At 67.8% G+C, this 23,572-nt stretch carries 21 protein-coding genes and 1 pseudogene; 9 read left to right on the forward strand and 13 right to left on the reverse strand.

Going from position 1 to position 23,572, the window contains the following annotated elements; genetic code table 11:
• Positions 1 to 39 precede the first annotated feature (39 nt).
• Together ACV22V_RS17645 and ACV22V_RS17650 are read right to left on the reverse strand one after the other, a co-directional pair.
• On the reverse strand, positions 40 to 999 hold the full coding sequence (locus tag ACV22V_RS17645; RefSeq protein WP_448014860.1) for a complex I NDUFA9 subunit family protein: 960 nt from the start codon (positions 997 to 999) through the stop codon (positions 40 to 42).
• A gap of 157 nt (positions 1,000 to 1,156) precedes the next feature.
• A complete protein-coding gene (locus tag ACV22V_RS17650; RefSeq protein WP_059535065.1) occupies positions 1,157 to 3,109 on the reverse strand; it encodes a lytic transglycosylase domain-containing protein in 1,953 nt (650 codons plus the stop codon).
• An 8-nt stretch (positions 3,110 to 3,117) separates the two neighbouring features.
• On the opposite strand from ACV22V_RS17650, the gene ACV22V_RS17655 reads away from it, so the two are divergent.
• Complete coding sequence (locus tag ACV22V_RS17655; protein ID WP_448014862.1) at positions 3,118 to 3,726, forward strand: 5-formyltetrahydrofolate cyclo-ligase; 609 nt, start codon at positions 3,118 to 3,120, stop codon at positions 3,724 to 3,726.
• Positions 3,727 to 3,794: 68 nt separating this feature from the next.
• Here the strand turns inward: ACV22V_RS17655 and ACV22V_RS17660 are convergent, their stop codons facing one another.
• The gene (locus ACV22V_RS17660; RefSeq protein WP_059535061.1) at positions 3,795 to 4,307 is read right to left on the reverse strand and encodes a winged helix DNA-binding protein; all 513 of its coding nucleotides are present in this window, start codon (positions 4,305 to 4,307) and stop codon (positions 3,795 to 3,797) included.
• Between the two features lie 148 nt (positions 4,308 to 4,455).
• On the opposite strand from ACV22V_RS17660, the gene pxpB reads away from it, so the two are divergent.
• From pxpB to pxpA, 3 genes are read left to right on the forward strand one after another with little or no spacing between them, the layout of a single operon-like run.
• Positions 4,456 to 5,112 (forward strand): 5-oxoprolinase subunit PxpB, encoded by a 657-nt coding sequence (pxpB, locus tag ACV22V_RS17665; RefSeq protein ID WP_448014863.1) that lies wholly within the window; start codon positions 4,456 to 4,458, stop codon positions 5,110 to 5,112.
• A complete protein-coding gene (locus ACV22V_RS17670) occupies positions 5,109 to 6,176 on the forward strand; it encodes a 5-oxoprolinase subunit C family protein (RefSeq protein WP_059691956.1) in 1,068 nt (355 codons plus the stop codon). Before pxpB ends, ACV22V_RS17670 begins: the two co-directional genes overlap by 4 nt.
• 55 nt (positions 6,177 to 6,231) lie before the next feature.
• Positions 6,232 to 6,996: a 5-oxoprolinase subunit PxpA gene (gene pxpA / locus ACV22V_RS17675; protein ID WP_059535055.1), complete on the forward strand. Its 765-nt coding sequence runs from the start codon at positions 6,232 to 6,234 to the stop codon at positions 6,994 to 6,996.
• Between the two features lie 558 nt (positions 6,997 to 7,554).
• On the opposite strand, the gene ACV22V_RS17680 is transcribed toward pxpA, so the two are convergent.
• The 10 genes from ACV22V_RS17680 to ACV22V_RS17725 form a co-directional block, all read right to left on the reverse strand.
• Complete coding sequence (locus ACV22V_RS17680; protein WP_448014866.1) at positions 7,555 to 8,700, reverse strand: TraB/GumN family protein; 1,146 nt, start codon at positions 8,698 to 8,700, stop codon at positions 7,555 to 7,557.
• Positions 8,693 to 9,709 (reverse strand): peptide ABC transporter ATP-binding protein, encoded by a 1,017-nt coding sequence (locus ACV22V_RS17685; RefSeq protein ID WP_059691954.1) that lies wholly within the window; start codon positions 9,707 to 9,709, stop codon positions 8,693 to 8,695. The genes ACV22V_RS17680 and ACV22V_RS17685 overlap by 8 nt, the downstream gene beginning before the upstream one ends.
• Complete coding sequence (locus ACV22V_RS17690; RefSeq protein WP_059691953.1) at positions 9,706 to 10,704, reverse strand: ABC transporter ATP-binding protein; 999 nt, start codon at positions 10,702 to 10,704, stop codon at positions 9,706 to 9,708. Before ACV22V_RS17690 ends, ACV22V_RS17685 begins: the two co-directional genes overlap by 4 nt.
• A gap of 1 nt (position 10,705) precedes the next feature.
• A complete protein-coding gene (locus ACV22V_RS17695; protein WP_059535048.1) occupies positions 10,706 to 11,623 on the reverse strand; it encodes an ABC transporter permease subunit in 918 nt (305 codons plus the stop codon).
• 4 nt (positions 11,624 to 11,627) lie between these two features.
• Positions 11,628 to 12,638 carry an ABC transporter permease subunit gene (locus ACV22V_RS17700; protein WP_059691952.1) on the reverse strand — a complete coding sequence of 337 codons (1,011 nt, stop codon included), beginning with the start codon at positions 12,636 to 12,638 and terminating at the stop codon, positions 11,628 to 11,630.
• 118 nt (positions 12,639 to 12,756) lie between these two features.
• Positions 12,757 to 14,385 (reverse strand): ABC transporter substrate-binding protein, encoded by a 1,629-nt coding sequence (locus tag ACV22V_RS17705; RefSeq protein ID WP_059535044.1) that lies wholly within the window; start codon positions 14,383 to 14,385, stop codon positions 12,757 to 12,759.
• Positions 14,386 to 14,697: 312 nt separating this feature from the next.
• Positions 14,698 to 16,005: an MFS transporter gene (locus ACV22V_RS17710; protein WP_059535043.1), complete on the reverse strand. Its 1,308-nt coding sequence runs from the start codon at positions 16,003 to 16,005 to the stop codon at positions 14,698 to 14,700.
• A 188-nt stretch (positions 16,006 to 16,193) separates the two neighbouring features.
• Positions 16,194 to 16,505 carry a high-potential iron-sulfur protein gene (locus tag ACV22V_RS17715; protein ID WP_059535040.1) on the reverse strand — a complete coding sequence of 104 codons (312 nt, stop codon included), beginning with the start codon at positions 16,503 to 16,505 and terminating at the stop codon, positions 16,194 to 16,196.
• 150 nt (positions 16,506 to 16,655) lie between these two features.
• Positions 16,656 to 17,765 (reverse strand): NAD(P)/FAD-dependent oxidoreductase, encoded by a 1,110-nt coding sequence (locus ACV22V_RS17720; protein ID WP_059691950.1) that lies wholly within the window; start codon positions 17,763 to 17,765, stop codon positions 16,656 to 16,658.
• Positions 17,766 to 17,918: 153 nt separating this feature from the next.
• Positions 17,919 to 18,899, reverse strand: coding sequence for an AAA family ATPase (locus ACV22V_RS17725; protein ID WP_448014868.1), 981 nt, complete (start codon positions 18,897 to 18,899; stop codon positions 17,919 to 17,921).
• Between the two features lie 225 nt (positions 18,900 to 19,124).
• Here ACV22V_RS17725 and ACV22V_RS17730 point away from each other — a divergent pair.
• The 5 genes and pseudogenes from ACV22V_RS17730 to rqpS all read left to right on the forward strand — a co-directional run bounded on the left by ACV22V_RS17730 (position 19,125) and on the right by rqpS (position 23,569).
• Positions 19,125 to 19,837: pseudogene (locus tag ACV22V_RS17730) on the forward strand (nitroreductase).
• A gap of 146 nt (positions 19,838 to 19,983) precedes the next feature.
• Positions 19,984 to 20,472 carry a hypothetical protein gene (locus ACV22V_RS17735; RefSeq protein WP_059691948.1) on the forward strand — a complete coding sequence of 163 codons (489 nt, stop codon included), beginning with the start codon at positions 19,984 to 19,986 and terminating at the stop codon, positions 20,470 to 20,472.
• Between the two features lie 5 nt (positions 20,473 to 20,477).
• On the forward strand, positions 20,478 to 21,293 hold the full coding sequence (locus tag ACV22V_RS17740; protein ID WP_059448471.1) for an endonuclease/exonuclease/phosphatase family protein: 816 nt from the start codon (positions 20,478 to 20,480) through the stop codon (positions 21,291 to 21,293).
• Positions 21,294 to 21,567: 274 nt separating this feature from the next.
• Entirely contained in the window at positions 21,568 to 22,338 is a 771-nt protein-coding gene (locus ACV22V_RS17745; RefSeq protein ID WP_059535031.1) for a ferredoxin--NADP reductase, read from the forward strand.
• 415 nt (positions 22,339 to 22,753) lie between these two features.
• The gene (rqpS, locus tag ACV22V_RS17750; RefSeq protein WP_448014870.1) at positions 22,754 to 23,569 is read left to right on the forward strand and encodes a quorum system sensor histidine kinase RqpS; all 816 of its coding nucleotides are present in this window, start codon (positions 22,754 to 22,756) and stop codon (positions 23,567 to 23,569) included.
• The last annotated feature ends 3 nt before the right edge of the window (positions 23,570 to 23,572 follow it).

Consider the following 23,572-nt stretch of genomic DNA (forward strand, 5'->3'; position numbering starts at 1 on the left):
AGCGCGAAAGTGAATGACGGAAGCGACGGCCCGCGACGCCTAGCGGCGCGAGCGGAACCAGTCGAAGCGGGAGCGCCGCGCGGCATGGCCGAGATACGCGGGCGCGATGCTCTCGAGACTCGCGGGCGAGATCCCGAGTTCGGGCGCGAGCGGCCCGGACAGCACGTTCGGCACCGACATCGACGCGAGATTGTCGCGCGTGATCACCGGCTCGCCGGGCAGGCATTCGAACACGCTCGCCTGCAGCCGCGCGAGCGCGTCGGGCAGGCGCACGATGCGTGCCTGCCGGCCGACCAGCGTGCCGCAATAACGCACCAACTGCTCGAGCGTGTAGACGGTGGGGCCGCCGAGTTCGTAAGTCTTGCCGTGCGCGGCCGCGAGATCGAGCGTGTTGACGAACGCGCGCACGACGTCGCCGACGAACACCGGCTGGAAGCGCGCATCGGGCATCGCAAGCGGCAGCACCGGCAGCGTGCGCTGCAGGTTCGCGAACGTGTTCAGGAACGCGTCGCCGGGGCCGAACACGACCGACGGGCGGAAGATCGTCAGCGCGAGCGAGTCGGTCGCCGCGACCGCATGCAGCGCGGCCTCGCCGTCGCCCTTCGAGCGCTGGTACATGCTCGGGCCGTGCGAATCGGCGCCGAGCGCGCTCATGTGCAGCACGCGCCTCACGCCGACTTCGACGCACGCGGCGGCCAGCGCGGCCGGCAGCGCGACGTGCGCGCGCTCGAACCCGGGCCCGTACGGCGTGCCGCGGCCGCCGTGCAGCACGCCGACGAGGTTGACGGCCGCATGCGCGCCGGCGACGAACCGCGCCAGCGTGCGCGGATCGAACGTGTCGAGCTCGACGATCTCGACCGGCAGCATCTGCAGGTGGCGTGCATGGTCGCGCCGCCGCGTGCCGATCCGTACCTGCTTGCCGGCGTCGATCAGCGCATTGACGAGCCGGCTGCCGATGAAGCCGGTGCCGCCCAGCAGCGCGACGGTCTGGCGATCCATGTTCGAGACCTCCAAGGAGCTGTTCACGCCAATAACGGGCTTGCACTGGCGGCCAGCCCCACAAATGACTTTTCCAGTCAGGGGAACAAGCCCGGTATCAGCGTGAACAGCCCCTTGCATACTGCCGCGTCTCGCGCGGCAGTATGAAGATTGCGGATCAGGGCGAGATCATGCCCAGGCGTTTCTTCAACGACTGCGGTTTGCCCTCGAAGAGCGCCGCGTAGTAGACGGTATTCGACAGCACGTTCTTCACGTAGTCGCGCGTCTCGTTGAACGGAATCGTCTCCGCGAAGATCGCGCCTTCGACCGGCTGCGTCAACACCTGGCGCCACTGGCGCGGCCGGCCCGGGCCCGCGTTGTAGCCGGCCGTCGCCAGCACCGGCGAGCTGTCGAAGTTGTTGTAGATGTCCGACAGGTACCAGGTGCCGAGCTGGATGTTCGTATTGATGTCGTGCATCTGCGCACGCGTGATCGTGCCCATCCCGAGCTTCTTCGCGACGAGCTGCGCGGTGGCCGGCATCAGCTGCATCAGCCCGCCCGCGCCGACCGACGAACGCGCGTTCGTGATGAAGCGCGATTCCTGGCGGATCAGCCCGTACGCCCATTCGATGTCGAGGCCGGTCGACTGCGCGTAGCGCTCGACGATGTCGCGATACGGCGACGGGTAGCGCAGCGTGAAGTCGTGCTCGGCCTTCGTGCGGTCGGCCGTATTGACCGTGCGGTCGAGCAGGTCGATACGCTTGCCGTATTCGGCGGCCGCGAGCAGTTGGCGATCGGTCATCCCGCGCAGCGGCCAGTTCCATTCGCGGTTGCCTTCGAGGCGCAGGTTCAGCCCATAGAAGCGTTGCGCGAGCGCGAATCCGGGGATCTTGCTCATCGCGTCGACGTCGGCGTCGCTCACCTTCGTGCGCGGCGGGACCGACGTGCGCTGGCCGAGCTCCTCGCCGGCGAGCTGCCCGTAGAAGTTGAACTGGCCCGCGACCTGCTCGAATTCCTGGTTCGCCTGCAGCGTGTCGCCGCTCTGCTTGAGCGCGCGTGCATGCCAGTAGATCCACGCCGGATCGCTGCGCAGCGACGGCGGCATCTGTTCGATCGACCAGCGCACCATCGGCCAGTTGCCGACGAGCAACGCGGCGCGCGTGCGCCATTCGTAACCCGGGTTCGACAGCGGCGCGTTCGCGGATTTCGCATACCAGACCGACGCGAGCGCCGAGCGCTTGATCGCCCCCTGGTAGCCGATCGCGCCCCATGCGATCGCCTGCTCCTGCTTCGTCAGCGAGCCGGCGATGGACGTCAGCATTCCCGCCGCGGCGTCCGGGTCGTTGCGCGCCATGCGGCCGAGCGCGATCAGCGCGAGCTGGTGCGATGCCGCGTCGGGGCCGACGCCGCGCGCGAGGTACAGCGGCGGCGCGCTGGTCGCCTGATCGAAGCCGACCGGCCGCGCGCCGAGCGCGTCGACGATCTTCCCGCCGAGCGTCGTGTAGTTCTGCTCGTACGCGAGGCGTGCCTGCTGCCACACGTCGTCGCTCGTGAACTGCTGGTTGACGGTGAGCGCCGTAATCAGGTCGACACAGGCGTCGCCGTAGTATTTCGGCTCGACGAGCAGCGCGCGCGCCGCCTCGGCGACGTTCTCGCCGCGCGCCGCGCGCGATTCGAGCGCGTAGCACTTGACCTGCGTGTCGTCGTCGAGCACGAAGCGCTTGTACTGCTCGTCGAAGCTGCGCCAGTCGTGGCGCGCGCCGAGCACGAGCAGGTAGTCGTTGCGCAGGCGGTCGGCGATCGCCTGGCCGTCGTAGCGCTGCAGGAACGACTGCACGGGGGCGTCGGGTGCGTCGACACGTGCGCGGCCCGTCGAATCGAACAGCTGCGGCTTGATCTGGAAATACTCGACGTAGGACGGGACCGGATAGTTCGGAATCATCGCCGCGAGCTGCGCGGCCTTCGCGGCGTCGTTGCGGCGCGCGGCTTCGCGCAGCTGCACGAAGATCTGGTCGTCCCCGGCGAGCGTGTCGTCGTTCGGTGCGGCGCACGCGGCCGTGCCCGCGACGAGCGCGGCGGCAGAAAGCGCGAGCGCGACCGCGCGATATACTCGGAAAAGGCTGTTCGACATCGTTTTGAATGGAGCACGAAGTGAGCGAAAGCATAGCATGCAACCCTGTGCCGAACCCGAAGGTTGCACTGCGCAAAACGCTGTCCGGCGCGCGTCGCGACGCCGCGTCGCAGCCCGCCGCGAACGCCGCGCTCGACGCGCGGCTGCGCCTGTTGCTCGAGCGGCTCGCGCCGCGCACGGTCGGCTTCTACTGGCCGCTGCCGGGCGAATTCGACGCACGCGACGCGGTGCTCGCGTGGTCCGCGGCAGGCCCGGGTCGCCGCGCCGCGCTGCCGGTGATCGGCGAGAAGCACACGCCGCTCGCGTTCCATGCGTGGGATGCGCACACGCCGATGCGCGAAGGGCATCACCGGATTCCGGAGCCGGCGTCGGGGGTCGTCGTCGTGCCCGATCTGTTGCTGATTCCGTGTGTGGGATTCGATCTGCAGCGCTACCGGCTCGGCTATGGCGGCGGCTATTACGACCGCACGCTCGCGGTGTGGTCGGGCGACACGCTGCCGGTGACGGTCGGCATCGCGTATGAAGCGTGCCGCGTGGACGCGCTGCCGGCCGAAGCGCACGATCTCGCGATGCGCTGGATCGTGACCGACGGCGCGCTGTACCCGGCCGCCGGATGACGGGGCGCGCGACGCGAAGTCTGCGGCATGCCGCGCGTCACCGCGTCGACCGTCCCGTCCGCAATCGTTTACAGCGACGCCGCCGCGCGCGCGGCCGTGTCGTAGAGGCCCGATGCGTGGCGCAGCAGCTGCGCCGCGTCGCCGATCTGCTCGTTGGTGAGGCCGCTGTCCTTCAGCGTCTCGATCAGGCAATGCTCGCGCACCTCCCGATACTTCATGCACAGCTCGCGGCCCGCGTCGGTCGCGAAGAAGAACACTTCCTTGCCGCTCTTCTCGCTCTTCACATAGCCGCGCGCGATCAGTTTTTTCAGCGCATAGGTCGCGACGTGCGTATCCTCGATATTGAGCACGAAGCAGATGTCGGCGAGCTTCTTCTTGCGTTCGCGATGGCTGACGTGATGCAGCAGCGACACCTCGACCGCCGTCATGTCCTTCGCGCCCGCGGCCGACATGCAGCGCACCATCCAGCGATTGAACGCATTGCCGGCCATGATGAGCCCGTATTCGAGTTCCGACAGCTCCGCGCTCGAATCGGAAACGAGGTGTTCGGATGACACGATCTTGGTCGCAGGACGCTTCATGGAAAGGCGGCGCAAGCCGGATGACAGGGTGTGCCGAGTGTACGCCAGAAGCCCGGACATACGGGCTAGGCGAAAACGCTTATTGGGAAGTTGTCGATATTTTATTGACAATGTGCGCTAACATTGCCGTCCAAACCGTGCCAGTCCGATGACGCAACCCCGCATTTATCCGCTCGGCGACGCCGCCCTCGTCTGCGAGGTGCCGCCGCCCGCCACGCTCGATTGCCAGCGCCGCGTCTGGGCCGTCGCCGAGGTCGCGCGCGCGTGGCCCGACGTGATCGACGTCGTGCCGGGCATGAACAACCTGACGATCGTGTTCGACGCGCTCGCCGCGACGGCCGAGTCGCTCACGCCCGCGCTGCGCGACGCGTGGGAAACCGCCGACGTCGAGCATGTGGACGGCCGGGAAATCGACATCCCGGTCGAATACGGCGGTGCGGCCGGCCCCGACCTGACCGCCGTCGCCGCACACACCGGGCTGCCGGCCGACGAAGTCGTCGCGCGTCATGCGGCCGGCGAATACGTCGTGTTCTTCGTCGGCTTCCAGCCGGGCTTCGCCTATCTCGGCGGCCTCGATGCGTCGCTGCACACGCCGCGCCGCGCGGCGCCGCGCCTGGAAGTGCCGGCCGGCTCGGTCGGCATCGGCGGGGCGCAGACGGGCATCTACCCGGCCACGTCGCCCGGCGGCTGGCAGCTGATCGGCCGCACGTCGCACGTGCTGTTCGACCCGGCGCGGCCGCAGCCGGCGCTGCTGCTGCCCGGCGACCGCGTGCGCTTCACCATTGCCGGAGTCGACGCGACATGACCCAGAATACCGCACCGGGCACGATCGAGGTGGTCCGCGCCGGTCCGTTGTCGACCGTGCAGGATCTCGGCCGCCGCGGCATGCGCCATCTCGGCGTCGCGCAGGGCGGCGCGCTCGACGGCCTCGCGCTCGAAGTCGGCAACCGGCTGGTCGGCAATCGCCCCGACGCGGCGGCCGTCGAAATCACGATCGGCCCGGCCGCGTTCCGCTTCACGCGCGCGACGCGCATCGCGATCACCGGCACCGAATTCGGTGCGACGCTCGACGGCAAGCCCGTGTATTCCTGGTGGAGCCTGCCGGTCGACGCCGGGCAAACGCTCGTGCTGCCGGCCGCGAAACGCGGGATGCGCGGCTATCTGTGCATCGCCGGCGGCATCGACGTGCTGCCGATGCTCGGCTCGCGCAGCACCGATCTCGCATCGCGCTTCGGCGGCCTCGGCGGCCGCGCGCTGCGCGACGGCGATCGGCTTCCGGTCGGTGTGCCGCCGGCCGGCGCCGGCTGCCTCGCGGCCGATGCGCCCGAATTCGGCGTGAAAGCGCCCGCGTGGTGCGCGTTCGTGCGCGTCGACGAACCGCCGCGCCGCCACCGGCCCGCGCATGCGCCGTGGGCGATGCCCGTGCGCGTGCTGCCGGGCCCCGACTACGCGTCGTTCGCGGCCGATTCGCAGCAGGCGTTCTGGGACGAGGAATGGCTCGTCACCGCGAACAGCAACCGGATGGGCTATCGGCTCGCCGGCGCCGAGCTGGTGCGCGAGCGGCCGGTCGAGCTGCTGTCGCACGCGGTGCTGCCCGGCACGATCCAGGTGCCGCCGAACGGCCAGCCGATCGTGCTGATGCACGACGCGCAAACCACCGGCGGCTATCCGAAGATCGGCACGGTGATCCGCGCGGATCTCTGGAAACTCGCACAGGCGCGGCTCAACCTGCCGATCCGCTTCGTGCGCACGACACCCGACGCCGCGCGCGCCGCGCTGACCGCGGAACGTGCCTATCTGCGTCAGATCGACGTCGCGATCGAGATGCGCGAGGAGACCCGCCGCCGCGCGCAATCGCGCGCGGCGTGACAATGGCGGAAGCAGGACGAAGGACGCGCCACGCCATCAGTGGACGAGGAACATCATGGAAATCGATCTGAATGCCGATCTCGGCGAAGGATGCGGATCGGACGAGGCGCTGCTCGACCTCGTCACGTCGGCGAACATCGCGTGCGGCTGGCATGCAGGCGGCGCCAATGCGATGCGCGACTGCGTGCGCTGGGCCGTGCAGAAAGGCGTGTCGATCGGCGCGCACCCGAGCTTTCACGACCCGGAGAATTTCGGCCGCAAGGAAATGCAGCTGCCGGCCGGCGACATCTATGCCGGCGTGCTGTACCAGCTCGGCGCGCTGTCGGCGATCGCGCAGGCCGAGGGCGGCCGCATCGCGCACGTGAAGCCGCACGGCGCGCTGTACAACCAGGCCGCGCGCGACCCGATGATCGCCGACGCGGTGGTGTCCGCGATCCACGACTTCGATCCGTCGCTGGCGGTGTTCGGGCTCGCGAACAGCGTGTTCGTCGCGGCCGCGCGCCACGCGGGGCTCGCCGCGGTGGAGGAAGTGTTCGCCGATCGCGGCTACCGCGCGGACGGCTCGCTCGTGCCGCGCAGCCAGCCCGGCGCGCTGATCGATGACGAGGACGCGGTGCTCGCCCGCACGCTCGACATGGTGCGCGATCGGCGGGTGCAGTCGGTGAGCGGCGAGTGGGTGCCGCTCAATGCGCAGACGGTCTGCCTGCACGGCGACGGCCCGCATGCGCTCGCGTTCGCGAAGCGGATCCGCGCGGCGCTCGAAGCGGCCGGCATCGATGTCGTCGCCCCGGGCGCGCTGGAAGCCGACGAAGGCGCCTGACCGGCGCGCAAGCCGCGCCGCCGCCCGACGAAAACCGCCGCACCAAAGAAAAAAAGCGCCCTCGTGGCGCTTTTCTGTTGGCGCAATCGCCGCGGACTTCGCCGTCTGTCGACTCGCCCCCCGAAACCGTCTGTCGACGGTGACCGGAATAATGCTCCGGATTAAAAAACGTCCGCCGCCGCCCGATTGCTGCTTCCCCCGGTCGGACGACGGAACGTCGCTTATCCGCAAGTCTGTCGCATGCATTTGTTGTCCCGACGATGTTGGCCCCGCCGTGCATGCAGACACTCCGCGGCCGGCACGATCATCACGTGCCGGCTACGCTAACCCCGCGCTTTGTTTTCTGCTACCCCGTAGAACTTTTTCTATTCTTTTCAATTTTTCAACTTGTGGGATGAAGAATAGAGATCGGCAGAACCGGATGTCAATCGTTTTAAACGCTATTTCCTGAGGATTCGAGGGTTTTCCTTATCGAATCGCGCGGCCGCACAGGCGCCTCGCCGCGCGTGCGTATCGTCGATCAAACAGGGGAGGATCGGTGCGCGGCGCCCCGCGCGATCAGTTCGCGTCGACCTGATACCCTTGCTGGCGCAACAATTCGAGCACGCCGCGCGGGCCGCCCAGATGCAGCGCGCCGATGGCGACGAATACCGGCCGGTTCGGCGCGGCGATTGCCGTCATCCGTGCAACGAAGCGCCGGTTGCGTTCGTACAGGATCTTGTTGTCGATCGACGCCGACAGCGCCTTCGAACGGGCCAGCCGCTCGCTCTTCGCGACCGCCCACGCCGAGATCGCATCGGCGTCGCCGATTTGCCACAGCCGGTGCAGCGCCTTGATGTCGTCGGCGTTCTGCGCCGGCGTCTGCACCATGTCCTGCGCGAGCATCTCGCGCTGCTCCGCGAGCGTCAGCCCGGTGAATGCGCGCATCTGCTCGGCGAGCGTCTCGAGCCCGATCACGCGGCCGCCCTTCTTCTTCAGGAATACGTTCTGAAGTTGCGCCTCGGTGCCGTATTCCGTCTGCAGGCCGGCCGCCAGCGAGTCATAGGTTTCGACGACCAGCGCCGCGAGCCACGGCCGCATCCGGCGAATCTCCGCGAGCGCGGCCGGATTGCCGCGCAGGCGCCCCGCGAGGCGCTGCCACAGCGGCTCGGGCAACAGGCGCTGCAGGCACGGGGAGCGGCACACGCCGTACTTCGACACGTCGTCCTGCGATTCGAGCAGATCGTCCGGCGACAGCTCGAGCGCGAGCGTCGGCGACGCCGCGAGCGCCCCGAGGATGCGCGGCCGGAACGGCTGAGCGGGCGGATAGTCGGACGGGTCGCCCGTGTGCAGCGTGCCGAGCACGTACAGCGTGAGCTTGCCCCGGGTGGCGACATAGAACGGCATGCGTGCGGGCTGCACGCGCACCGTGCCGCGCGCGACCGTGCCGTTCGACACGGACGGCGCGTGGAAGCCCGGCAGGCTCATGCCGGGCGGCGGAACCTGCGACGTATGGATCGGCGAACTGGCCGGCGCGCGCCCTTCGGCGCGCGCCGACTCGACGGGAACGACGAGGCTGGCCGCCACGCACGCGCCGGCCAGCGCCGCGCCCGTGACCGTGCGCACGCTCCAGCGCCGTGCGTTGCGGCACGCGCGCATCACGCGCGCGCTGCCGGCCCCCGAACGGCGCACGCCGGACGCGCGCGCCGCCAAACCATCAGGCATTCGCCTCCCCCACCTCCTCGGCGCGATGGCAGGCCACGCGGCGTCCGTCGACGTCGCGCAGCTGCGGTTCCTCGACACGGCAACGCTCGACCGCGTACGGGCAGCGCTGGTGAAACGCGCAGCCCGACGGCGGATTGAGCGGCGACGGCAGCTCGCCCTGCAGCTTGATCTGCACGCGGCGGTCTTCCTCGAAGATCGCCGGCGTCGCCGACATCAGCGCGCGCGTGTACGGATGGCGCGGCCGCGCGTAGATCGTCGCCTTGTCGCCGAGCTCGGCGACGCTGCCGAAGTACATCACCATCACGTCGTCGGCGACGTGCTCGACCACCGACAGGTTGTGCGAGATGAAGACGTAGCTCGTCTTGAACTGCTCCTGCAGATCCATGAACAGGTTCAGGATCTGCGCCTGGATCGACACGTCGAGCGCGGACACCGGCTCGTCGGCGACGACGATCCGCGGATCGAGGATCATCGCGCGCGCGATCGCGACCCGCTGGCGCTGGCCGCCCGAGAACATGTGCGGATAGCGCTTCGCGTGCTCGGGCCGCAGGCCGACCGTGCGCATGATCTGCGCGATGCGCGCCGCGCGCTCGGCGGCCGTCAGGTTCGCATTGATCTCGAGCGGTTCGGAGAGCGTCTGCTCGACCGTCTTGCGCGGGTTCAGCGACGCGAACGGATTCTGGAACACCATCTGCACGCGGCGGCGCAGGTCGGCGACCGTCTCGCGGCTCGCGCCGGCCACGTCCTTGCCGTCGATCGTCAGATGGCCCGAGGTGGGCGTCTCGATCATCGTGAGCTGGCGCGCGAGCGTCGATTTCCCGCAGCCCGATTCGCCGACGACGGCGAGCGTCTTGCCGCGCCTGAGCGTGAACGACACGCCGTTCAGCGCCTTCACCGTGCCTTGCCCGAACATCCCGCGCTTGACCGTGTAGTGCTTCGCGAGCTGGTCGGCGACCAGCACCGCTTCTTCGTCGTGCGGCACGCGAGGCGTTTCTTGGACAGCATTCATCGTGCGCCTCCCGTGAGGTCGAGGTTGGAAACATTGAGCGGCTTGATGCAGCGCGCACGCATCGCATCGTTGGCCGGCACCAGCGTATCGAGCGCCGGACGCGCCTTGCGGCAATCGTCGACGACGTACTTGCAGCGCGGCGCGAACAGGCACCCGGACGGGCGATCATCGCGGCCGGGCACCATGCCCGGCAATGCGGCAAGGCGACGCGCCCCCTGATTGTGCTCGGGAATCGCCGCGAGCAGCGCTTCGGTGTACGGATGATGCGGCGCACGGAAGATGTCCGGCACGCGATTGGTCTCGATGACCTCGCCCGCATACATCACCGCGACGCGCTGCGCGACTTCCGACACCACGGCCAGGTCGTGCGAGATCAGCACGAGCGCCATCCCGCGCTCCTTCTGCAGCTTCACGAGCAGATCCATGATCTGCGCCTGGATCGTCACGTCGAGCGCGGTGGTCGGCTCGTCGGCGATCAGCAGCTTCGGGTTGCACGCGACCGCCATCGCGATCATCACGCGCTGGTTCATCCCGCCCGACATCTGGTGCGGGAACGCCGCGATGCGGTTCTTCGCGTCGGGAATGCCGACCTGGTCGAGCAGTTCGAGCGCGCGCCGGTGCAGCGCGTCGCCGCGCAGGCCTTCGTGCAGCTTCAGCACCTCCTTGATCTGGTAGCCGACCGTGTAGCTCGGATTCAGGCTCGTCAGCGCGTCCTGGAACACCATCGCGATGTCCTTGCCGACGATCTTGCGGCGCGCCTTCGGCGACGCCTTCAGCAGGTCCACGCCGTTGAACGTGACCTCGTCGGCCGTCACCTTGCCGGGCGCGTCGATCAGGCCCATCAGCGCCATCATCGTCACGCTCTTGCCCGAGCCCGATTCGCCGACGACGCCCACCACCTCGCCCGGCGCGATCGACAGGTTGATCCGGTCGACAGCGGGCAGGCCGTTGAAGTTCACCGCGAGATTGCGGATGGTCAGAAGATTCTGGGTCATGTCAGGCCATCCGCTTCAGTTTGGGATCGAGCGCGTCGCGCAGCCCGTCGCCGAGCAGGTTGATCGCGAGCACCGAAATCAGGATCGACAGGCCGGGCATCGTCACGATCCACCATGCGTTGTCGATGTAGTCGCGCGCGGACGCGAGCATCGCGCCCCATTCCGCGGTCGGCGGCTGCACGCCGAGGCCGAGGAAGCCGAGCGCGGCCGCGTCGAGGATGGCCGACGAAAAGCCGAGCGTCGCCTGCACGATCAGCGGCGCCGTGCAGTTCGGCAGCACCTGGGAGAACATCAGGCGCAGCGTGCCGGCACCGGCCACGCGCGACGCCGTCACGTACTCCTTCTGCAGTTCGCCGAGCGCCGACGCACGCGTGAGACGCACGTAGGCCGGCAGCGCGACGATCGCGATCGCGAACATCGTGTTGGTGAGGCCCGGGCCGATGATCGCGACGACCGCGACCGCGAGCAGCAGCGACGGCAGCGCGAGCAGCACGTCCATGATGCGCATCACCGGCGTGTCGGCCCATTTCTGGAAGAACGCGGCGACCAGCCCGAGCACGATGCCCGGGATCAGCGCGAGCACGACCGATACGAAGCCGATCCAGAACGACATGCGCGCGCCGAACATCAGGCGCGAAAGGATGTCGCGGCCCGCTTCGTCGGTGCCGAGGATGAATTGCCAGTTGCCGCCGGCGAGCCATGCGGGCGGGATCTTCACGTAGTCGCGGTATTGCTCGACCGGGCTGTGCGGCGCGATCAGCGGCGCGAGGAGCGCGACCAGGATCAGCATCAGCACGACGATGCCTGCGCCGACGGCGCCGCGGTTGCGCGAGAAGTTGGCCCAGAACTCGCGCAGCGCGAGCGCACGGCCGCCGGCCGGCGCGGATTCGCTCGGCAGGGTGTTTTGCAGATTGCTCATGGAATTACCTCGTGTGGCGGATGCGCGGATTCAGCACGCCGTACAGCAGGTCGACGACCAGGTTCACGACGATCACGAGCGTCGCGATCAGCAGGATGCCGCCCTGGACGACCGGATAGTCGCGGCGGCCGATCGCATCGATCAGCCACTTGCCGACACCGGGCCACGAAAAGAGCGTCTCGGTCAGCACGGCGCCGGCCAGCAGCGTGCCGATCTGCAGGCCGATCACCGTGACGACGGGGATCAGCGCATTGCGCAGCGCATGCACGACGACCACGCGCGCGGGCGACAGCCCCTTCGCACGGGCGGTGCGGATGTAGTCCTCGCGCAGCACTTCGAGCATCGACGAGCGCGTCATCCGCGCGATCACCGCGAGCGGGATCGTGCCGAGCACGATCGCGGGCAGGATCAGGTGGCTGACCGCCGACTTGAACGAGCCTTCGTCCGGCGCGAGCAGCGCGTCGATCAGCATGAAGCCGGTCGGATGCGGGAAGTCGTATTCGACCGCGATGCGCCCGGACACGGGCGTCCAGCCGAGGTACGACGAAAACACCATGATGAGGATCAGCCCCCACCAGAAGATCGGCATCGAGTAGCCGGTGAGCGCGGTGCCCATCACGCCGTGATCGACGACCGAGCCGCGCCGCAGCGCGGCGATCACGCCGGCCGGCAGCCCGACGGCGAGCGCGAACACGAGCGCGCACAGCGACAGCTCGACGGTCGCCGGGAAGCGCGCGAAGAATTCGCCCGCGACGCTGGTGTTGGTGATGATCGACGTGCCGAGGTCGCCATGCAGCGCCCGGCCGATGTAGTGGACGTACTGCAGGGGCAGCGGCTGGTCGAGCCCGAGGCGTTTCATTGCCTCCGCATGCATCGCGGGATCGACGCCGCGCTCGCCCATCATCACTTCGATGGGGTCGCCCGGTATCAGGTGAATCAGCGCAAACGCCAGGATGGTGATGCCGATGAAGGTCGGGATCACCATCCCCACGCGGCGCAACACGAATGTGAACATGATGCGTCTCGTATTTTCTTGTGGGAAATGTGCGACCGGCGACGAGGGGCTTTTGGCCCCTCGCCGCCGGATGATTTCAAGCCGGTCTTCTCAATGACGACAGCTTAGGCCAGGTCGGTTACTTCACGCTGACACCGTCGAAACGCGCATAGCCGAGCGGCTCGATGCGCATGTCGACCACGTTCTTGCGCACCGGCTGGTAGACCGTCGAGTTCGCGATCGGCGAGAACGGCAGCTGCTGCGCGAAGATCTGCTGGGCCTGCATGTAGATCTTCGTGCGCGCGTCCTGGCCGGTCGTCGTGCGACCCTTCTGGATCAGCTCGTCGAACGGCTTGTAGCACCAGTGCGAGAAGTTGTTGCCCTTGATCGCCTCGCAGCCGAGCAGCGTGCCGAGCCAGTTGTCGGGGTCGCCGTTGTCGCCCGTCCAGCCGATCAGCATCGTGTCCTGCTCGCCCGTGTGCGCGCGCTTGATGTACTCGCCCCACTCGTACGTGACGATCTTCGCCTTCACGCCGATCTTCGCCCAGTCGGCCTGGATCATCTCGGCCATCAGGCGGGCGTTCGGGTTGTACGCGCGCTGCACCGGCATCGCCCACAGCGTGATGTCGAAACCGTTCGGATAGCCGGCCTTCGCGAGCAGCGCCTTCGCCTTCGCGGTGTCGTTCGGCGCCATCTTCAGGTTCTTGTCGTACGACCATTGGGTCGGCGGCATCGGTGCGCTGGCGGCCTGGCCCGCACCCTGATAGACGGATTCGAGGATCGCCTTCTTGTTGATCGCCATGTCGAGCGCCTGACGCACTTCGAGCTTGTCGACCGGCTTGTGCTCGACGTTGTACGCGAGGTAGCCGAGGTTGAAGCCCGGCTGCGACGGCATGTCGATGCCCGAGTCGGCCTTCAGCGTCGCGATGTCGGCCGGACGCGGATAGCTCATCACCTGGCATTCGTTGCGCTTGATCTTCTGCACGCGCACGCCCGGGTCGGGCGTGATCGAGAAGATCAGCTTCGACAGCTTCACGGCGCCCTTCTTCCAGTAATCAGGATTCCCGTCGAAACGGATCGTCGCGTCCTTCGTGTAGCTGCGGAAGATGAACGGGCCCGTGCCGACCGGCTTCTGGTTGATGTCGGCGGCCTTGCCTGCCTTCATCAGCTGATCGCCGTATTCGGCCGACAGGATCGACGCGAATTCCATCGCCATGTTCTGGATGAACGGCGCGTTCGGCTCGGCCAACGTGAACTTTACGGTGTACGGATCGACCTTCTCGACCTTCGTGATCAGCTTGTCGAGGCCCATGTCGGTGAAGTACGGGAACGACACCGGGTAGGCCTTGCGGAACGCCTGGTTCGGATCGAGCATGCGCTCGAACGAGAACACGACGTCGTCCGCGTTGAATTCACGCGTCGGCTTGAAGAAGTCGGTCGTGTGGAACTTCACGCCATGGCGCAGGTGGAACGTGTACACCTTGCCGTCGGACGAGACGTCCCACTTCTCGGCGAGGCCCGGCTCGACCTTGGTGCCGCCGCGCTCGAATTCGACGAGGCGGTTGTAGACGGTGAACGTGGCGGCGGTGAAATCGACGCCGGTCGTGAATTGCGCGGAATCGAAACCCGCCGGGCTGCCTTCTGAGCAGTAGACGAGCGTTTTGTTCGGGATCTGTGCGAATGCAGAACCCGCGACGCCGAGCGATGCCGCTGCCACGCCTGCAATGGCGGTAACACGCAGGGTGTGCAACAGACGGTTGTATTCCATGTTTCCTCCAGGTCTCCAGATCGGAACCGGTCCCCCCTGGGGCCGGGTACGCGGATATTACTTGAGCTAGCGATTTTGCAACAAGCTGGAGAAAAAACTCTTCTAGACGCATTTGCGCGGGTTTTTGCGGATGTCTCGCGCACGCAAAAAGTGCGTCTGCGCGCGCGAACGGCGAATTCGTTCATCCCGCGCGTGTTTCCTTCGACAACTAAACAATTCGTACGCGGGCGCGAACGATCGCCGCGCCGATTTCGGGGCCAGGGCCCGCATCGTTGCGGATTTCGAAATGATGGTCGCGCTGCAATGCGGCCGTCAGGCCGGCGCGTCGAGATCCGCGCTGCGCGCGGGCACGAACGCGACCGCGACGATCGACAGCGCGAGCCCCGCCATCACGTAATAGGTCGGCGCGAGCGGCGTGCCCGTCACCTTGATCAGCCACGTGACGATGAACTGCCCGAAACCGCCGAACAGCATCACCGCGACGTTGTATGCGATCGACAGCCCCGTCGAGCGCACGTTGGCCGGGAACAGTTCGGCGATCATCGCGCCGAACGGCCCGTAGTAGCCGGCGAGCGTCACCGACAGCACGGCCTGCACCGCGATCAGCCGTCCGATGCTCGGCGCCGCGTCGAGCCACGCGAACAACGGATACATCAACGCGAGCGTCAGCACGAGCGACCACAGCGACAGCCCCTTGCGGCCGATGCGATCCGACCACGCGCCCGCGACCGGCGACAGCACCATCAACAGCAGGTTGCCGACGATCACCGCATAGAACGATTCCGCATACGGCAGCTTCAGCTGCTTCACCGCGAAGGTCGGCAGATAGCTGATCAGCACGTAGATCGTCACCGTCAGCGCGATCACCGAGCCGAGCCCGCACAGCACCTCGCGCGGATGGCGCGTGAACACTTCGCCGAGCGTCGCGCGGCGGGCGCTTTGCTGCGCGTGCAGGAATGCTTCGGAATCCGCGAGATGACGGCGGATGTAGAAGCCGATCGGGCCGATCATGAGCCCGAGGATGAACGGCACGCGCCAGCCCCAGCTGCGCAGCGCGTCGTGCGACAGCCCGCGCGTGACGGCCGCGCCGACGAGCGCGCCGATCAGCAGCGCGGCCGCCTGGCTCGCCATCTGCCAGCTGCCGTAGAAACCGCGTTTCGAGAACGGCGCGGCTTCGATCAGGAGCGCGGTCGCGCTGCCGAATTCGCCGCCCGCCGAGAAACCCTGCAGCAGGCGGCCGAGCACGATCAGGATCGGGCCGCCGATGCCGATCGCCGCATAGGGCGGTGCGATCGCGAGCAGGAAGATGCCGGCCGTCATCAGCAGGATCACGAGCGACAACGCGGCCTTGCGGCCCGCGCGGTCGGCGTACAGGCCGAACACGATGCCGCCGATCGGACGCATGAAGAACGCGACGCCGAACGTCGCGGTGGTCAGCAGCAGCGACGAGTATTCGCTGGTCGTCGGAAAGAACAGTTCGGCGATCACGACGGTCATGAAGCCGAACACCGTGAAGTCGTACCACTCGAGCGCGTTGCCGATCACGGCCGCCGCGACGGCCCGCCGGTTCAGCGCACGCTCGGGCCGGATCGTTTTCGTTGAATTCGCAATCGTCGCCATGCGTGCCTCGTCCTCGTGAATTCGCCATCGGGTGGCGCGGCGCACGGGGGGCCGCGGCGCGCTGGTTTGCAGCGAGTGTAGAAAGCGACGGAACCGTTTTCAAGCATAAAAAACGCCCGCCATCGTCCGATGGCGGGCGTTTTGCGGTTTTCGCCACATTGCGGCATCGCACGATGCCGCCGCGGACGTCAGCCCATCTTCGTGAATGCGCTGCACCAGCCCTTCGCCGATACCTGCTTGCCGGGGAATGCGCCGCACGGGCCCGAGGCCGAGCCCTTCTTGCCCTGATACAGCATGCAGGCCGCGCAATCCTGGCCTGCTGCGTATTTCGGATACTTCGTCTTGTCGACCTTCGTGGCATCGGCCTTGTAGCCGAGCGCCACCGCGGCCGGATCCGTTTCCGACAGCATCGGCGCGTCGGCCAGCGCTTCGCGCGACAGCGCCAGCGCGGACACGGCACCAATGCTCGTAATCAGGAAACTCCGACGGGATGTTTTCATGGGGGACTCGCTCCAACGTTATCGGTTTGAAAGCCGTTCTGGCGACGGCCGTTCGACAGAATAACGCTCAAGCGAATGAATGTGCGCGCCGAAATGCCGGAAATAAGGGATTTCACACGGCCGGCCCCGCACGAATGCGGGCCGCGTGCGTCACGCATGTGACGTCATGTCGCCGACGCGCTGCGCGAGCGCGAGCGACGCGGTCAGCCCCGGCGACTCGATGCCGAACAGGTTCACGAGCCCGCGCACGCCGTGCTGCGCCGCACCCTGCACGATGAAGTCGGCCGGCGGCTCGCCGGGCCCCGCGAGCTTCGGCCGGATTCCCGCGTAGGCCGGCTGCAGTGCGTCGTCGGGTAGCCCCGGCCAGTATGTGCGGATCGACGCGTAGAACGCCGGTGCGCGCGCGGGATCGACTTCGTAGCGCAATGCATCGACCCACTCGACGTCCGGGCCGAAACGCGCCTGTCCGGCCAGGTCGAGCGTCAGGTGCACGCCGAGCCCTGCGCGGTCGGGCATCGGATAGACGAGGTGCGAGAACGGCGCGCGCCCGGACAGGCTGAAGTAGTTGCCGCGCGCGAGATAGAGCGGCGGCACCCAGCGCGGATCGAGCCCGCGCGTGCGGCGCGCGAGCGCCTGCGCGCCGAGGCCCGCGCTGTTGATCACGCACGCGGCCTCGATTTCGGTCGGCGCGTCGCCGCCGGTACGCACCACGAAGCGGCCGCCGCGCAGCACGTCGATCGACTCGACCGGGGATTTCAGCGCGCACATCGCGCCGTCGCGCTCGGCGTCACCGAGCAGCGCGAGCATCAGCTGGTGACTGTCGACGATACCGGTGCTCGGCGAGAACAGCGCTTCCGCGCATTCGAGCGCGGGCTCGAGCGTCTGCGCCTCGGCACGCGTGAGCGGCATCAGGTCGAGCACGCCGTTTTCCGCCGCGCGCGCGGCGATCGCCTTCAACTGCTTCACCTGCGCGGCGCTCGTCGCGACGAGCAGCTTACCCACGCGCCGGTGCGGCACGTGGCGGGTCTCGCAGAACTCGTACAACAAGTCGCGCCCGTGCACGCACGACATCGCCTTGAGCGAACCGCGCGGGTAGTAAAGCCCCGCGTGAATCACCTCGCTGTTGCGCGAGCTCGTGCCCGTGCCGATCGCGTCGGCCGCCTCGAGCACGACGGTTTCGCGCCCGCGCGCGGCCAGTTCCCGCGCAATCGCAAGACCGACGACACCCGCGCCGATCACCACACAATCCATCTGCTCCATGACGTTTCGCGTCGCTTGCGCATCAAGGGGAGAGAAGAGAATTGTACGTCCCGGTTCGCACGCTTGCCGGACGCGTCCGTATCGGCCCGTACGCGTCGCGCGGCGAGGCTCGGCGCGACGCGTGCAGGTCGCGGCGAAGCGCGCGCCGCCGGCTCAGAATCCGATCGGCCGGCGCCTCGCCGCGCCCTCGTCGGCGCGGATGTCGGACGGTGCGATCACGTCGCGGCCGTCGAGCCGCGCGGCGCCGAACGCATGCAGCAGCGCACGGCGCATCGTGCGCGGCGGCGTCGCGGCCAGCACGTCGAGCGCGTCGTCGTCGAGCGTGTCGGGGAAGCGCCGCCCCCACGCGTGCGACGTGCGGATCTCGTCGTAGATCGTCTGCGCGATCCGGCGCGCGCCGGCCGCGTCCGGCGGCGCGATCTCGTACACGTTCATCCGGTTCAGCAGCGGCTCCGGAATCGCCTGCGCATCGTTCGCGGTCGCGACCCAGATCACGTTGCCCGCATCGATCGGCACTTCGGCGAATTCGTCGACGAACGCGCGCGCGGTATCGTGTTCGAGCAACGCGTACAGCGCGCCGAGCGGATCGTATTGCGCGTCGCTGCCGGCCTTGTCGATCTCGTCGACCGCGATCACCGGGTTCGCATAGCTGCCGTTGACGAGCGCATCGAACACCTTGCCGGGCTTCGCGTTCTTCCATTGCGACGACGCGCCCGACAGGATCCAGCCGGCCGTCAGCGAACTCATCGGCACGTAGTGATACGCGGTGCCGAGCAGATGCGCGAGCGCCTTCGCGAAATGCGTCTTGCCGATGCCGGGCGGCCCGAGCAGCAGGATCGGCATCAGTTCGAGCCGGTCGTCCGTCTCGAGGCACAGCGCGACCTGCTTGCGCACGTCGTCGAGCGGCTCGGTGAAATTGGGCAGCGCGTCGCCGAGTTCGTCGAACGACGGCATCCGGTTCGGCTTCACGCAAAAGCGCAGATTGCCGGTCTTGAGCATCCGCTCGTAGGTGGCGCGCAGTGCGTCGCTCGCGCTCTCGTTCAGGTCGTTCAACGCGGTCTCGACCTGCTCGAGGTCGTACACCGTGCTGAAGGACGCCACCGCCAGTTCCTGTTTCACCATCGCCGTCGTCATACCAACCTCGCTACCGCTACCGTCACATGACCATCAGACCCTTACGATTTCAGTGTAGCGATCCCGCATCGGCGTGCAAGCAAGCAGCCGCCCCGGTCTGCTGCTAACACCGCGCGCGCTGCAGCGCAGCGCCGCGCGGCGTATGATCGAACGTTCACCGGCCGCCGCGCCGGCCTCGCCACGGCGCCCGCGCGGCGCCGTGCGCTTCGTCTCGAAGGGTTGCCGATGTCCATCCCCGCTGCCGTCCCGCGCGTCGACGCCGATGCGATCCACGCCGTCGACGCCGCGCTCAAGTCGCGCCGCGCGATTCGCGCGTTCCTGCCGACGCCCGTGCCGCGCGACACGCTCGAGGCGATCCTCGAAGCCGCGAGCCGTCGGGCACCAACATCCAGCCTTGGCGCGTGTACGTCGCGACCGGCGCGACCCGCGACGCACTCTCCGCGGCCCTCACCGCCGCGTACGACGATCCGGCGCGCGACGAGAAATACGTCGCCGAATACGACTACTATCCGCGCGAATGGGTGTCGCCGTATATCGACCGGCGCCGCAAGGTCGGCTGGGACCTGTATGGTCTGTTGAACATCGGCCGCGACGAAAAGGCCCGCATGCACGCGCAGCACGCGCGCAACTTCCGCTTCTTCGATGCGCCGGTCGCGCTGTTCTTCACGCTCGACCGCGTGATGACGCACGGTGCATGGCTCGACTGCGGCATGTTCCTGCAGGGCGTGATGACGGCCGCGCGCGCACGCGGCCTCGACACCTGCCCGCAGGCCGCGTTCGTGCCGTTCCACCGGATCGTCGCCGAGCACCTCGGCGTGCCGGCCAACGAGCAGCTCGTCTGCGGGATGTCGCTCGGCCATGCCGACCCGGACGCGATCGAGAACCGCCTCGTCACCGAGCGCGCGAGCGTCGCCGAATTCGCGCGCTTTTTTGCTTGAAAACGCGTGACGCGTACCTACCTTTTGATCAGGACCGGATCGTGCTGCGAACCTGCGGCGATGCGTCCTGTCACACCACCGTCCAAATCGATCGGGCGTAAGATGTGCGTCCGTTCCCCGCTACCCCGCGTTTCCGGAGAAGTTTCATGCTGAAACACGGCCTGGCCGTCCTGCTCGCGAGCGCCGCGCTCGCGGCCCATGCGCAGAGCCCCGCCCCAGCCGTCGTCGCGTGGGAGATCCAGGTGGTGCGCGACGGTCAGACGATCGACACGTTCCAGCAACGCACCACCGTGGGTCAATCCCGTACCGACACCCATCGCTATCCGTCCGCCGTGCCCGTCGGCTGCGGCAATGCCGCGCGCGTCGTGCCGACCGAGCGCTCGCGCTCTGTGACGGTCGCGCCGCTCGCCGTCGATGACGCCGCGCACACGGTATCGCTCGCGCTCGACGTGCAGGAAACCCTCGACGACGAAAACGCGACGCGCAGCGATCCGTGCCTGCCCGCGTCGCCGCGGCAGATCGTCGCGAGCCATCCGGGGCTGTCGGTCGGCGGCGATGCGTGGACCGACTGGACGCTCGTCGAGCAGCGCCCGCATCTCGTCTACCGCGTGCGCGCGCACGTCGCGAAGGACTGAGCGCCATGTCCGCCGACGCCCTGTCCTTGCCGTTCGCCGAACCGCACGCCGCGCCCGACGAAATCACCGCGGTCAGCTGGAACCTGCACAAGGGCCGCTCGCCGCTCGGCTTCACCGCATGGAACGCGATGCGCAACTGGATGCAGTCGACGCACGCCGACGTGTATTTCCTGCAGGAGGCGATGGCGCGCCGCATGCCGCGCCCGATGCTCGCCCCCGGCTTCGGCGCGCCGATGGACGACGCGGTCGACGACGTGTGGCATTGCCAGGCCACCGAGATCGCGCAGGCGCTCGACTGGCAGATCGCGCTCGGACCGAACGTGTTCAAGCCGTCGTGGCGGCACGGCAACGCGATCCTGTCGCCGCATCCGCTCGACCTCGGCGGCCGCTGGGACATCTCCGCGCACCGCTTCGAGCGGCGCGGGCTGCTGGTCGCGCGCGCGACGCTCGCGGGCGCACGGCCCGTCACGCTGCTGTGCGCGCACCTCGCGCTCACGCGCGCGGCGCGGCTGCGCCAGATGCACTGGATCGCGCACTGGATCGTGCGCAACGCGGGCGACGACCCGCTCGTGCTCGCCGGCGACTTCAACGACTGGCGCAACGATTCGGTCGCGCTGTTCGGCGAGATCGGGCTGTCCGAGGTCGCGACGCTGCTCGGCCAGTCGGGCCGCACGTTCCCCGCGTTCTCCCCGGCGCTCGCGCTCGACAAGATGTTCGTGCGCGGGCTGACGCCGCTCGAATGGCAGGCGCCGTCCGGCGAAACCGCGTGGCTGTCGGATCACCTGCCGTATATCGCGCGGCTGCGCCTCGATCCGCAGTGATGCGGTGGCGCGGCGCGCCATGCGCGAAGCTCGCGGCCGGTCGCTGAAAGCCGGTTGCAAGATTTCGTTGCGCCAAATCCGCGCAGCCGCGCGGGTCAAGCCCGCATCTGCCCCAAGCAGGGTAAAATAACGAGTTCCTCAATCGTCTGTCATCGAGAAGGCGCGTGTCCGACGCGCCGGCCGGCCGATCCGCGATCGGGCCGACGCACTCGGTTTTTTTGCCCGTTTTTGGGCCCGTTACACGCGTCCGCTACGCGCGTCCGTTTTCAAAGCCATGAGCAAATACGACACCGCCACCGTCCAATCCGTCCATCACTGGACCGACACGCTTTTCAGCTTCACCTGCACCCGTGAGCCGAGCCTGCGCTTCAACAACGGCGAATTCACGATGGTCGGCCTCGAGGTCGACGGCAAGCCGCTCGCGCGTGCCTACTCGATCGTCAGCCCGAACTACGAAGAGCACCTCGAATTCTTCAGCATCAAGGTCCAGAACGGCCCGCTGACGTCGCGCCTGCAGCACCTGAAGGTGGGCGACTCGGTGCTGATCGGCAAGAAGCCGACCGGCACGCTCGTCGCCGACAACCTGCTGCCCGGCAAGACGCTGTGGATGCTGTCGACCGGCACGGGCCTCGCACCATTCATGTCGATCATCCGCGACCCGGACATCTACGAACGCTTCGACAAGGTCATCCTGACGCACACCTGCCGCCTGAAGGGCGAGCTGGCGTACATGGACTACATCAAGCACGACCTGCCGGGCCACGAGTATCTCGGCGACATCATCAAGGAAAAGCTCGTCTACTACCCGACGGTCACGCGCGAGGCGTTCGACAACGAGGGCCGGATCACCGACCTGATCGCGACGGGCAAGCTGTTCACGGACCTCGGCGTGCCGGCGTTCTCGCCGGAAAACGACCGCGTGATGCTGTGCGGCAGCACCGCGATGCTGAAGGACACGACGGACCTGCTGAAGCAGGCCGGCCTGGTCGAAGGCAAGAACAGCGCGCCGGGTCACTATGTGATCGAACGCGCATTCGTGGACTGATCGAACCCCGAATTTGTGCCACATCAAGAACCGGAGCAAAAGCTCCGGTTTTTTTTCGTCCCTACTTGGCGAATTCGTAACAAGCCACGATCATTTCATGTCAAATCGTTACATTTGGATACGGGCGATCCGTGTGCTTTCGCGTCAGTGTTTTTCCTACAACAGCTTCACTCGGATTATTCACATTTACCCTTAAATGTCCGCCCAGCATGACGTTTTCCAAATTTTTGAGATATTATTCGCCCCGCGTGGTCGCCGATCGGGCGACCATTGGAGGGTCGGACTCAAGCGTTACAAGATGTAACTTTTGTTACCTCGGCACGGGGCGATCCTCTGGCGGCGGCCGTCATCGAAACGGCAGCCGATCCACGCAGCCAGCCGGTGTCTGAACCGCTTTCTGACAGCAGGGAGAGTCATGGATACGTCGCTCAACGCGCCCACGGGCGCTCATGCCCCGTTCCCGTCGCAGCCGCTCGTGCACGGCTGCGACGCGGCCGCGCCCGTGGCCGAAGCCCTGCCCCAACGCGACACGTCCGCCGCACGGATCGCGGCGCTGTCCCTCCAGTTGATGGTTGCCGACGAGGCGGCCCGCCGCCATCTCGCCGGCGAACTGCATGACGGACTCGGCGCCGAACTCACCGCCGCACGTTTCGCGCTCGCAAACGTTCAAACGTGGCTGCCGGCCAATGCGCCGGACGGCTGCCTGCGCGCGCTCGAGCTGGCGCAGCAGGCGCTCGACTCCGCCACCGACGCCAACCGCCGGCTGATCGACGAGCGCGACACGCCGGCACTCGACGGCGGCGTCGTCGGCGCCCTGTCGGCGTGGGTCGACAGCCACACGGCCCGCACCGGCCTGCGCACGAGCTTCGTCTGCGCGGCCGACGCACGGCTCACGCAACTCGGCGGCGCCGGCGCGCTCGCGATCTTCCGCGTCGCGCAGGAAGCGCTGTCGAACGTCGCGAAGCATGCGCGCGCGACGTCCGTCGACGTGCGGATCGACACCGACGACTCGCATATGTCCCTGATCGTCACCGACGATGGGACCGGTTTCGCGCGTAGCCGGCGCACCGGCTACGGCCTCGCCGGGATGCGCGCACGCTGCGAGGCGTTCGGCGGCAGCTTCGACGCGAGCGCACCGGAAGCGGGCCACGGCACGCGCGTCACCGCGCGCTTCGCGTGGGACTCGCTGTTCGCGGCGCCGGCGGCCGCGCGCCGCGCGTCGCTTTCGTGAGGC

Source organism: Burkholderia sp. AW33-5, assembly GCF_053427615.1.